This is a genomic window from Enhygromyxa salina (assembly GCF_002994615.1).
Taxonomy (GTDB): domain Bacteria; phylum Myxococcota_A; class Polyangia; order Nannocystales; family Nannocystaceae; genus Plesiocystis; species Plesiocystis salina_A.
Genome location: NZ_PVNK01000148.1, coordinates 90,922 through 103,618, shown reverse-complemented (window position 1 = coordinate 103,618; position 12,697 = coordinate 90,922). Strand labels below are relative to the sequence as shown.

Annotated in this window: 2 protein-coding genes and 1 other RNA gene; 2 read left to right on the top strand and 1 reads right to left on the bottom strand. The window is 71.8% G+C overall.

Translation table 11 applies throughout. From position 1 onward, the window contains the following. Positions 1–189 precede the first annotated feature (189 nt). Together ssrA and ENSA5_RS15845 are read left to right on the top strand one after the other, a co-directional pair. Positions 190–546, top strand: a transfer-messenger RNA (tmRNA) gene (gene ssrA / locus ENSA5_RS15850). A gap of 52 nt (positions 547–598) precedes the next feature. Further along, positions 599–1,129 carry a hypothetical protein gene (locus ENSA5_RS15845; protein ID WP_146155746.1) on the top strand — a complete coding sequence of 177 codons (531 nt, stop codon included), beginning with the start codon at positions 599–601 and terminating at the stop codon, positions 1,127–1,129. A 34-nt stretch (positions 1,130–1,163) separates the two neighbouring features. On the opposite strand, the gene ENSA5_RS15840 is transcribed toward ENSA5_RS15845, so the two are convergent. Then, positions 1,164–12,692 carry a type I polyketide synthase gene (locus ENSA5_RS15840; protein WP_106392502.1) on the bottom strand — a complete coding sequence of 3,843 codons (11,529 nt, stop codon included), beginning with the start codon at positions 12,690–12,692 and terminating at the stop codon, positions 1,164–1,166. Positions 12,693–12,697: the final 5 nt, after the last annotated feature.

Below are 12,697 nucleotides of genomic sequence, written 5' to 3'. Positions count from 1 at the left end.
GCCTGCGATTGCACCAAGATTAGCCGCTCAGGGCTCAATCTTAATCCGCGTACCACGCTGCGGTTGGTTTTGCGCACCACCTTGGGATGGTGCCTGCGTTGCGGCGCAAAAATGCCGAACTCTTGCGCCCTTGGGTTGGGAGGACATATACTTCCCGAAACACGTACGAGCGTCACAGAACGACACTCAGGGGGTGCATTGGCATTCGACGTGGGTACGGAAGGTGAAGACAGCGTGCCGCGGGTCCAGCGCCGCGTTACAAACGCCGGGAAAACACAGCTGCCAACGACAGCAACTACGGCCGTCTGGCCGTTGCAGCCTAATTAGCTGCACGCCTGCGTTTGAGGCGCCTCAGTAGGGCGTAGGCGTCAACACAGAGGCTAGCGAACCGGAGGTCCCGGTCGGTGCGCGAAACTCAGGGACTCGCTTCCGAGAGGGCCCGTCTGTGGGCATGCTCGGCGGTCAAACCCAAATCCGCAGACTACGCACGTAGACGTCCCATCAGAAGACTCGCGGACCCGGGTTCGACTCCCGGCGCCTCCAACCAAATCTGACACGCGCGCCTTCGAACTGTTGTAGAAGGACGAGAAACCAGCCCATGTCGTCCCTCACATTACCATCGGATCTCGACCCCAAAGTGATCCCGGGTGGGTCTGACGGAGACATCCTCCTCGACAACCGTTACTTCCCGATCAGCATCGCCAAGTTGCGGGGTAGTGACCCGGAGGAGAGCGTCGTCCATGGCTACTATCGATGGCGGGAGAAGGCGTCCGCGTTCGCGCATCGCGCCGGCGTCAAGCACGTCACGATCATGGAGTTCCATGAGTGGGGCGTGCCGAAGCCGACGATTCGCAAGCTGATCAGCGAGTACTCATCCAAGGACCTGACCGAGGTTGGGTTTCAGTGGCAATTCTTGATCGTGACCAAGCCAGTCATGCGCGGCGCCATCACGGCGATCGTCTGGCTGCGGGGTGACACGGGCAAGTACTCGTGGGCGTCTGACTATCCCGACGCCGTGGAAAAAGCCGTCGCCGAGTTCGTGCGGATCGGTATCGAGCCACCCAAAATCGATCCGCTGTCCTACGAGTTCCCGGTCGCCGAGCTGGCCAAGTTCGGCAGCCGCCGCTAGCAGGCCGGGGCAGGGACAGGCCTCGGGACAGGCCTCAGGGGTCGGGCAAAGAGGCGCTCAGGGCCCTGAGCTGCGGCGCGAGTTGTTCGTCGACGTCGTCGAAGTGGCGACCCTCCCGAGAGATGATCTCGACGGGGCCCTGGCACACGTCGGCCCAACGATCGACGGTGTGGTAGGACAGCCAGACGTCGCGCTTGGCTCGCAGGGCGGTCACGGGGCACGGCAGCTCTCGCTCACTCTCGACGGGGTAGGCTGAGCCAAGCCGGATCCCGGCGCGGACTTGGGCGAGAGACGAGGGGTCGGGTCGGGGGTGTCCGATCAGACGCAAGAAGGCGACGAGCTGGGGGTCGTCGAGGAGGTCGGCGAAGGGGAGGCCATAGTGGCCGGGCGGGACCCCGTTGACCGCGAACAGGTGACGAACGCGAGGGCCGAGCGCCGCCGCGATCTCGGCCGCACAGACGGCGCCGAAGCCATGGCCGAGCAAGATGAGCGGCCCGTCGTCTTCGCCTTCGAGCAGCTCGATGAAGCGCGCGATGACCTGGTCGGGCGGTCCCGGAGACCGGGGATCGCCGCGCTCGAGGCCGGGGTAGCTCAGCTCGAGTACCCGCCAGCTGGCGCCACAGGTCGTCGGGGAATGAAGCGGAAACCTGGCCCCGAGGAGGTCGGGGATCAGGACCAGGGTCCCGACCGCTGACTTTGCCGGTTGATGGACGCGGAGCCACTCGGCTCGCCGATCCCAGCCGTCGCGGGTGAAGGGCTCCGGGTCTCGGAGCGCGGCGTCCCACTCCTTCGCCGCGAGCGCGCGAATGACTCCATCGCTCCCGCGCTCGCCGGAGATCAACGACAGCAGCGCGGCGCGCTCGCTCTCGACGAAGTAGTGGTGCTCGTCGAGGAGCTCGAAGCGGACCTCGGCGGTCGTGAATTGGCGCCAGCCTGGCACGAAGCGCGGGGCGACGAACACGTCCCGTCGGCCGGCCAGGACCACGAGGGGGGCCGAGAGCGGGCGCCGCGGGCGGTAGTCGCGGCTGTGGTGGGCGACGGCCTCGAAGTCGGCGCGCAGCATCGGCATCAGCAGCTCGCGGAGCTCGTCATCCTCGATGAGCGCGCCGCTGTTGGTGAAGCCGATCATCTGCAGAACGAGCATGAGCTCGTCGTCGTCGAGGAGGTGGAGCAGCGGCGCTTGGTAGTGCGACGGGGGGGCTGCGGCCGAAGCGTAGACACGCTCGAGGATGACGCCGTGCTCGTGCTCGAGGCGCTCGGCGACGGCCATCATGACCATCGCGCCCATGCAGTGGCCGAAGAACGCCAGGGGCTTGTCTGCGAGGGGCAGGATCGCTTCGACGAGGGGCCCGACGGACTCGGCGATCGTGTGAAGGGGAGGCTCATCGAGGCGAGCGCCGCGGCCCGGCAGGTGCGCGACCGCGACCTCGATCGCGGGGTTGAGGGCCTGGGGCCACTGGGCGAACACGGTCGGCCCGCCCGCCGCGTAGGGAAAGCAGACAAGGCGAAGGTCTGCCGTCGAGCTCGGGTGCTCGATGTTGATCCAGCGCGAGGTCGGGCGCCCGGTCTCGCCGGTCTCGCTCGGTCCGCCCGAGCTCGCGATGAATCGCTCGGCGAGCTCGGCCACGCTCAGTCCGCGGAGGAAGTCTGCGGCCGGGATCGCTATGCCAGCTGCGGCGAGCTGCGTGCGCAGCTCGACGGCCATCAGCGAGTCGAGGCCCAGGGCCGTGAGCCCCTGGTCATGCTCGATCTCGTCGACGGACACCCGCAAGACCCGGGCGGCGAAGGCCCGAAGCTGCTCGCGGACGGCGGCGCGGCGCTCACTGATCGGGAGCGTGAGCAGATCCGTGGGCGCGGCAGCTTCAGTGGGGCTCGCGTCGTTGACCAGGTCGAGGACCGCGTCGAGGATCCCGGCCTCGCGCAGCTGGCTGAGGGACACGCGCTCGAGCGCGCGGCGGAGCTGGGCATCGGATGGCAAAGGCGCGAGCGCGCGCCGGGCCTCGGGGATGGCGGTCAGCAGCGGGCGCGGGCGCTGGCTGGCGTAGACCGGAGCGAAGCGCGACCAGTCGAGATCCGCGATCACCAAGCTGGGGTCGCGGCTGCGCAAGGCCAGCTCGAGGGAGGCGATCGCGTGCGCGGGAGCCATCGGGCTCAGACCATGGCTACGAAGGAGCTCGCTGAGTTCCTCGTCGGCCATGCCCGGGCCTGCCCACGGTCCCCAGGCGAGGGAGGTCGCCGGGAGGCCCGAGCTGGCGCGGTGCAGCGCGAGCGCGTCGAGGTAGGCGTTCGCGGCGCTGTAGGGCGCTTGCTGTCCGCTGCCCCAAACCCCGGCGATCGAGGCGAAGCAGATGAAGGCGTCGAGATCGCGGGTGAGGGTGAGCTCGTGCAAGGCTGCGGCGCCGCAGACCTTGGCCGCGGTGACCTCGGCGAGCCCCTCGATGCTCAGTTGATCGACGCTCGTTGGGGGCCCAGACACCCCGGCGGCGTGGGCGATGATGCGCAGCTCTTCGTCGCTCCCGTCGAGCTCGCTGAGCTTCGCGACGAGGGCGGCGATGGCCCTGGGGTCGGCGCTGTCACAGCGTTCAATCGACACCCGGGCGCCGAGGCTCTCGAGCTCCGCGCGCAAGCTCCTGGCTCCGGGCGCGGCCTCGCCTCGCCGGCTGGTCAAGACCAGGTGCGCGGCCCCACGCTTTGTCAGCCACCGCGCCGTGTGGGCGCCCAGGGCCCCGGTGCCGCCGGTGATCAGCGCGGTCCCCCGAGCCCGAAAGCGCGGGCCGAGGGCCTCGGCAGGCGCGCGCTCGAGTCGTCGGGCGAGCAGGCCCCGCGGACGAATCGCGAGCTGGTCCTCGTGACCCCCACGAAGGAGCGCGCGCGCGAGGGTCGAGACGAGGGCGTCGGGGACCTCGCAGGGGAGATCGACGAGGCCCCCCCAGCGCTGCGGCTGGTCCAGCGACAGCACGCGGCCGAGGCCCCAGATCATGGCCAGGAGCGGGTGCTCGAGGTGGTCGTCGGGTCCGGTCGAGACCGCGGACCGGGTCAGGAGCCACAGCTTCGCGTCGATCTCAGCGTCGGCCAATGCCTGCGCGAGGGTGAGCGCGAGCGCGAGGCCGAGGGGCAGCCCTCGGTGGCGTGGGTGGTGCTCGCTCGAGCCAAGATCGGCGATGACCCCGGCGAGTGGGCCGTCGCCCGCGGCCCGACGTAGGCGCCGCGCGAGCTGCTCGCGGCCCGCTTCGGGGTCGGCGATCACGAGCGTGGTCGGGAGCTGCGCGCCCAGCCTCTCGGCGACGCTGCCCGCGGCGTCGGTGGTAGCGATGACCAGCCACGGAGCCTGGCTGGCGGGCCCGGTGTCGACTGCCAGCGGGACCCAGGTCTCACGGTAGCGCCAGCTGTCCAGCGTCTCGCGCTCGCGGCTGGTGCCTCGCCAGGCCCGCAGCGCAGGCAGCACGCTGGTCAACGCGGTCTGGCTCTGGTCGTCGAGGTCGAGGAGCGCGCCGAGCTGGGCGTCGTCGCGGGCCTCGACCGCGGACCAAAACGCTGCGGCGTGGGGATCTTGCGCGGGGGCCTTGGTCGGGACCTCGAGCCAGTAGCGCGCTCGCTCGAACGCGTAGGTCGGCAAGCTCACCAGTCGCGCGTCGAGCGGGCGGTAGTAGTCGGCCCAGCTCAGCCCGGCGCCGGCGCAATGTAGCTGCGCGAGCGCGACGTGGAGGCTCTCGAGGTCCGCGCGATCTCGGCGCAGAGTCGAAACCAGGCGGACCTGATCGGGGTGCTCGAGGCAGGTCGCGGCGCTCGCGGTCAGGACCCCGTGAGGGCCGAGCTCGACGGCCAGCGTCACGCCCTCACGCTCGAGCTCGCGGACACCGTCGGCGAAGCGCACCGCCGCGCGGACCTGGCGAGCCCAGTAGTCTGGCGACCGAAGCAGGTCGGGGTCGGCCAGCCGACCGGTGACGTTCGAGACCAGCGAGGTGCGCGGCGCCGCGAAGGTCGAGGTCTCGGCCACGGCGCGCAGCTCATCGAGCATGGGCTCCATGTGGTGGGAGTGGAACGCGTGGCTCACCGCCAGCTGCCTGGTCTTGCGGCCCCGAGCTTCGAAGCGGGCGGCGACGCTTCGCGCGGCCTGCTCGTCTCCGGACAGGACCGTCGAGCGGGGGCCGTTGAGCCCCGCGATGTCGACGCCCGGGTCCGCGTCGACCAGGGGCCGAAGCTCGTCCTCGGACGCCTGAATCGAGATCATGACGCCGTCCTCGCGCATCGACTGCATGAGGCGTCCACGCTCCGCCACGAGCTCGCACGCGTCGGCGAGCGACATGACCCCGGCGACATGCGCCGCGGCCAGCTCGCCGATCGAATGCCCGAGCACGAGGTCCGGAGCGAGGCCCCAGGACTCGAGCAAGCGGAACAAGGCGACCTCGAGGGCGAACAGCGCGGGTTGGGTGTAGGCGGTCTCGCCGAGGAGCGCGGCGTCGTCGGAGCCCGGCTCGGCGAAGATGACGGCGCGCAGAGATCGCTCGAGGTGAGGGGCGAAGCGCCGGCAGATCTCGTCGAAGGCCGCGCGAAAGGCCGGGAAGGCGGCGACCAGATCCGCGCCCATGCCAGGGCGCTGCGCGCCCTGACCCGTGAACAGGAAGGCGCTGCGGGGCGCGGCGCGGGCTCGGCCGACAGACACCTCCGGCGGCGTTTGACCGCGGGCGAGGGCGTCGAGGGTCGTGACCGCGGCGGCGAGCGAGTCGACGACCAAGACCACGCGATGCTCGAACTGGGTCCGGTGCGCGGCGAGGGTGTAGGCCACGTCCGTGAGCCGAAGCTGGGGGTTGGCGCGGAGGTGGTCGCGAAGGCGCGCGGCCAGGCCCGGCAGGGCGCTCGCGGACGGGGAAGAGAGCAGCAGGCAGCGCCAGCTTTGGGCGTGCTCCTCGTCTCGCTCGCGCGGGCCTTCCGCGATGTCCTCGACCGGGGCCTCTTCGACCAGCACATGGGCGTTGGTCCCCGAGATGCCGAACGAGGAGACCGCGGCGCGGCGTTGCCGTTGCCCGCGTGGCCAGGCCTGGGGCTCCGTCAGCAGACGGAGCGCGCCGCTCGACCAGTCGACGTGGGGCGTCGGCTCGGTGACGTGGATGGTTCGGGGGATGTGCTGGCGCTCGAGCGCGAGCACGACCTTGATGATGCCTGCGACACCAGCCGCGGCCTGGGTGTGACCGATGTTGGACTTGATCGAGCCGAGCAGCAGCGGCGCGTCGCTGCTGTGGTGAGGGCCGTACACGGCCGCGAGGGCCTGGGCTTCGATCGGGTCGCCGAGTTTGGTCCCGGTGCCGTGGGCCTCGATCAGGTCGACGTCGGCAGGCGACAGTGACGCGGCCGCGAGCGCGGCCCTGATCACGCGCTGCTGCGACGGCCCGTTGGGCGCCGTGAGCCCCTGGCTGCGGCCATCTTGGTTGATCGTCGAGCCCCGGACCAGCGCCAGCACCGGGTGGCCGTGGCGGCGGGCGTCGGACAGCCGCTCGAGCACGAGCATGCCGGCGCCTTCCGCCCACGCGACGCCGTCGGCGTCGCTCGCGAAGGACTTGCAGCGCCCGTCCGGAGCGAGGGCGCGCTGACGGCTGAACTCCACGAACATGCTCGGCGTCGCCATGACCGTCGCGCCGCCGGCGAGGGCGAGGTCGCACTCGTGGTTGCGCAGCGCTTGCGCGGCGAGGTGCAGGGCCACGAGCGATGAGCTGCACGCGGTGTCGACCGACACCGCCGGGCCCTCGAAGCCGAAGGTGTAGGAGATCCGACCGGACGCGACCGATGGCGCGCTGCCGATGCCGACGTAGCCCTCGAGCGCCTCGGGGCTGGCGAAGAGTCGGCCGCCGTAGTCGCTGTACATGACGCCGACGAACACGCCGGTCGGTGAGCCACGCAGGGAGTCCGGGGGGATCCCCGCGCGCTCGAGCGCCTCCCATGAGGTCTCGAGCAGGAGGCGCTGCTGCGGATCGATCGCGGCGACCTCGCGACCGCTGATGCCGAAGAAGGCCGGGTCGAACGCGGCGGCGTCGTGGAGGAAGCCGCCGCGCGCGGTGACCGACTTGCCGGGCTTCGCGGGGTCGGGGTTGTAGAGATCTTTGGGCCAGCCACGATCGCTCGGGAGCTCGGTGCTCGCGTCGAGGCCCGCGTCGAGCAGGTCCCACAGCTGCTCCGGGCTGTGGACACCTCCGGGCAAGCGACAGGCCATCGCGACGATCGCGATCGGGTCCCGCTCGTGGGGGACGCGGGGCGGGCGGGGCGTGGCCGCTGGCGGCGACTCGTGCTCGGTCTCGGTCGCGAGGGCGAGCAAGCGCTCTCGGAGCATGTCGGCGAGCGCCGTCAGCGTGGGATAGTCGAACAGCAGCGTCGAAGGCAGCCGGAGCTTGGTCGCCGCCTGGAGCTGGTTGCGCAGCTCGACGGCCATCAGCGAGTCGAGCCCGAGCTCCTGCAGGGGCAGCTCGGGGCCGAGCGAGCTCGGGTCGCTGAGGCCGAAGATCGTCGCGGTCTCACGGGTGACGAGGTCGAGCAGCTCGCTGCGTTGCTCCGCTTCGCCGAGGCCCACGAGCCGCCGGGCCAAGGAGCTGTCCTCGGACCGCCGCCGCGGGGAAGCGCGGGGGACCAGGTCGCGCAAGAGCGGGGACAGCTCATCGGAGCTCGCGCCGAGGGCCCGGGTGTCGAGGCGGACGGGGACCTGGAGCGCCGCGGAGCGCTCGAGCGCGGCGTCGAGCAGCCTCGCGCCCTGCTCGAAGCTCAGGGCGAGGAAGCCCTGCCGCGCCATGCGAGCGCGATCGACCTCCGAGAGGCGCGCGGCCATGCCCCCTTCGGCCCATGGACCCCAGGCGAGGCTGGTCGCCGGCAGACCGCGGGCGCGGCGATGGGCACACAGCGCGTCGATGTAGGCGTTGGCGGCGGCGTAGTTGGCCTGGCCGGCCGAGCCGAGCAGCCCCGCGAGTGACGAGAAGACCACGAAGCAGACCAATTTGTGGCTGGCGGTCAGCTCGTGGAGGTTGCGGCTGCCCCTGACCTTGGGCGCGAACACCCGCGCGAGGCGAGCCTCGTCGAGGCCCGCGACGGTCGCGTCGTCGACGACTCCCGCGGTGTGGAAGACCCCGGTCAGAGGGTGCGCGGCATCGATCGACGCGAGCGCGTCCGCGAGCTGAGCCCGATCGCCGACGTCGCAGGCGAGCAGCTCGACCTCGGCGCCCGCGGCTTGGAGGTCCGCGACGAGCTCCTCCGCGCCCGGCGAGTCGGGCCCCCGGCGCGAGATCAGGAGCAAGCGCCGGACCCCGTGGCGCGCGACCAGGTGCCGGGTCAGGGCCGCGCCGAGCCCACCCGTCGCCCCGGTGACCACGACCGTGGCGTTGGCATCGAAGGCGGGCGGCGGCCGCTCCGAGGCGGACGGCGCTGGAGCGAGGCGCGAGGCGAGGACCGACTGGCGGCGAATCGCCAGCTGCGACTCCTCGCAGCCAAGCGCGCGGGCGAAGGGGGCGCTCGCGGCGGGCTGGTCGTCGTCGATGTCGATGAGCCGGATGTCGCGCTCGGGGTGCTCCGCCATGACCGAGCGGACCAGACCCCAGATCACTGAGGCCGCGAGATCGAGGGCGCTCGGTCCGGGGTCGACCGCGACGGCGTCGCGGGTGACCAGGACCAGGCGCCGATCGGACAGCGCGCTGGCGCTGAGCCAAGCTTGAACCAGCTCGAGGGTCGCGCTGGCCGTGGCCAGGGGCGACTCGCCCGGGCCGCAGCTGACGACGACGGTCTGCGACTGCCCGGCGATGACGCTGGCGAGGTCGGGGTGGACGGCGTCGAAGGCGTAGAGCTCGGCGAGCCCGAGCGGGTCGCCCCCGAGCCGGGCGACCGGGGCGACCGGGGCGACCGGGCGGCTCGCCTCGTCGAGCGCCACCCAGCTGACGATGTAGAGATCTCGGCTCGCCCGTGGCGGCAAGAACCGTTCGATCGGCGCGGGTCGGGTGCTGAAGCCCTCGATCCAGGCCAGCGCGCGTCCGTCAGCATCGTAGTAGGTGATGTCGGCGGTCGAGCTCGTCTGCGTGGTGCTGCGGGCCTGGTAGCGCGCGCGCTGGGGTGGGCGACGCTGGCCAAGCCAGACGACCCTCCGGGCCGCGAAGGGCAAGCGCGGGGTGCTGCCCTGCTCGTAGCCAGCCGTCCACGTCGCGAGGGCGAATGAGCTGTCGATGAGCCCACCGGGGACCGGCCCGTCATCGCCCGGCACGCCGGCCTGAGCGTCGAAGCGACCGAGGACGGTGTCCGGGCCGAGCGCGGCGGTCTGGCGCAGCCACCACCACTTGGGGCCCCAGTCGATGTGCATGTCACGGAGGCGTCGATCGAGCCGCTCGGAGTCGTCGACCCAGCTCGCGCCGCGCAGATCGAGGGGCTCGGGGGCCGGGGGATCGTCGCTTGGGGTCGCGAGGATCGAGCTTGCGTGGGTGGTCCACTCGCCCTCGCTGCGGGTCGACAACGAGGCCGCGTACTGGCTCAGGTCGTCGCCGAGGGGGTCGAGCTGGACGCGGAGTGTGACGTGGTCAGCGGGAGCTTTGAAGGTCAGGGCCCGAATGAACTCGAGCTCGCGCAGCTCGACGGCGCGGTCCGGCCAGGTCGACTCGGCGACCGCGAGCAACACGGCCACGTAGAACGCGCCAGGGACGACGATCGTGTCGTAGACGATGTGGTCGCCGAGGTAGCGCTGGATCGCCGGGCCGATCTCGAGGGTGTGCAGGGCTCCACCGTGGGGAAGCTCGGTCCGGTGTCCCGACAGCGGATAGCGCCCCGCGAGCGCGCCGGTCGCGGGGCGGGGCCGGGGCTCCAACCACATCCGCTCGCGCTGAAAGGGGTAGGTCGGCAACGCGACACGCGGGGGCCGCTGGAGCTCGAACACCGCGCTCCAATCAAGGGACACGCCGTGGACATGCAGCCTCGCCAGCGCGGTCATGAGCGCGAGGGGCTCGGGCGCAGACTTGCTCAGAGACGGGATCAGCGGCAGCCGCCGGGCCTGAGCCTGGTCGGACAGGCACCCGGCGGCGATCGCCGAGAGCACGCCTTGCGGCCCGAGCTCGAAGGTCGCGGTCGCGCCGTGGGTCTCCAGCGCGCGCACGCCATCGACGAAGCGCACGGCCTGGCGGACGTGGCGAACCCAGTAGGCTGGCGTTGCGATCTCGGGGCCCGCGATCGCGCCGCTGAGGTTGGACGCGATGGGGATCCGCGCGTGCTTGAAGCGAAGCGCGGCGATCCGGGCCTCGAACTCGGCCAGCATCGGCTCCATGCGGCGCGAGTGGAAGGCGTGGCTGACGGCCAGCTGCTTGACCTTGCGACCGCGGGCCTCGAACTGCTCGGCGAGCGCTCGGGCGGGGGCCTCGTCACCGGAGATGACCGTCGACATCGGGCCGTTGAGCCCCGCGATGTCGAGGGCGCCGGGCTGCTCGGCGAGCGCGGCGTCGACCTCGGCTTCGCTCGCCTGGATCGACCACATCGCTCCTCCAGGTGGCAGCGCGGCCATCAGCTCCGCGCGTGCGGTGACGAGGGCGCAGGCGTCGTCGACGTCGAGCACACCTGCGACGTGGGCCGCCGCGATCTCACCGACCGAGTGACCGAGCAAGAGCTTGGGTCGCAGGCCCCACGACTCGAACAGCCGGTAGAGGGCGACCTCGAGGGTGAACAGCGCCGGCTGAGTGAACTCGGTCCGATCGAGGAGCGCGGCGGCCTCGGAGCCCGCGGCGGCGTGCATGACCTCGAGCAGGGGGCGGCGGCGCCTCGCGCTGCCGGCTCCTGGGGGCCGATCGAGCTTCGAGCACAGCTCGTCCACGCTCGCGCGGAACACCGCGAAGCGCTCGTACAGCTCGCGGCCCATCTGCGGGCGCTGGGAGCCCTGGCCCGTGAACAAGAGCGCGAGCTTGGGCGTGACCGCGGGGGAGGAGCTGCCGAGCTCGAGGGCGGCGAGGGCCGCTTTGGCGCTCGCCGAAGCGGGGGAGATGGCGACCGCCCGGTGCTCGAAGTGTGTGCGCGTGGTCGCGAGCGCGGCGCCGAGCTCGAGCGTCGAAGGGCGACCGCGGGGGTCCTCGACTCGCGCGAGCAGGCGCGCCGCCTGGTCCCGCAGCGCGGCCTCGGTCCGGCCCGAGAGCAGCAGCGGCACGTACTCGAGCGACGCGATCGGCGGCTTGGCGGGCGCGGGGCTCGGCGCGTCTTCGAGGATCACGTGGGCGTTGGTGCCCGAGAGGCCGAAGCCCGACACGCCCGCGCGCCGCGGACCTTCGCCGCGCGGCCACGGGCGCGCGTCACGGATGATCTCGACCGGCAGCGCGCCCCAGTCGAGGTGGGGGTTGGGTGACGCGCAGTGAAGCGTGGCCGGCAGGGTGTCGTGGTCGAGGGCGGCGATGACCTTGGCGACCCCGGCGAGGCCCGCGGCGGACTCGAGGTGGGCGATGTTGGTCTTGATCGCGCCGAGCAGCAGCTTTCGCTCGGGGCGGCGCTTGGCGCCGTAGACCGCCGCGAGCGCCTGGACCTCGATCGGATCGCCGAGCGCGGTCCCGGTGCCGTGGCACTCGACCATGTCGACCTCGTGGGCTTCGAGGCCGGCGTCTGTCAGGGCCGCGCGCAGCACCTTTTGTTGCGAGCTGCCGTTTGGGGCCGTGATCCCGCTGCTGCGCCCGTCATGGTTGACCGCGGTCCCGCGGACGAGGGCCAGCGGCTCTCGGCCGTGGGCACGCGCGTCGGCGAGGCGCTCGAGCGCGAGCACGACCACGCCCTCGCCGCGTCCGTAGCCGTCGGCGTCGGCCGAGAAGGTCTTGCAGCGGCCGTCGGGCGCGAGGGCTCGAGTCCGGGACAGCTGCACGAAGGGCTCGGGCGAGGCGAGGACCTGCACGCCAGCCGCGAGCGCGAGCTCGCACTCGCGGGCGCGCAGGGAGCTGGAGGCCAGGTGCAGGGCGACCAGCGACGACGAGCACGCGGTGTCGACGGTCATCGCCGGACCCTGGAGGCCGAGAGCAAAGGCCACGCGCCCGGCCGCGAACGAGCTGTGGGTGCCCATGACCGCGTAGGGGTTGTCACCCGCGTCGTCGATCAGCCGCGCGTAGTCGCTGGGGCCGATGCCGACGAACACGCCCGTCTGCGAGTCGACGCGCGTCGCCGGGACGATGCCCGCGTGCTCGAGCGCCTCCCAGGCGCCCTCGAGCAGCAGCCGGTGCTGCGGATCGATGCTGGCGGCCTCGCGCGGCGTGATGTTGAAGAACGCGGGATCGAAGAGGTCGACGTGGTCGAGCAGCGCGGCCTCGCGGACGTAGCTCTTGCCGGGCGCGTCGGGGCTCGGGTCGTAGCAGGCCTCGGCGTCCCAGCGCGTGGCCGGGATCGGCGCGACGGCGTCCTGGCCTCGCTCGAGCAAGGACCACAAGCTCGCGAGATCCACGACCCCGCCCGGCAAGCGAAGCCCGATACCGACGATGGCGATCGGCTCGGTCGACGGCCCCTCGAGCTCGGCGAGCTTGGCCCGCAGGCGCTTGACCTCGGTCAACGCGCGGCTGAGCGTCTTGCGCAGCTTGGCCTGTGCGGGGTCGGTCATGCTCG

Excerpts from the sequence above, each read along its gene's own strand:
- ENSA5_RS15845 (WP_146155746.1), top strand. The coding sequence starts at position 599 with ATGTCGTCCCTCACATTACCATCGGATCTCGACCCCAAAGTGATCCCG.
- ENSA5_RS15840 (WP_106392502.1), bottom strand. The coding sequence starts at position 12,692 with ATGACCGACCCCGCACAGGCCAAGCTGCGCAAGACGCTCAGCCGCGCG.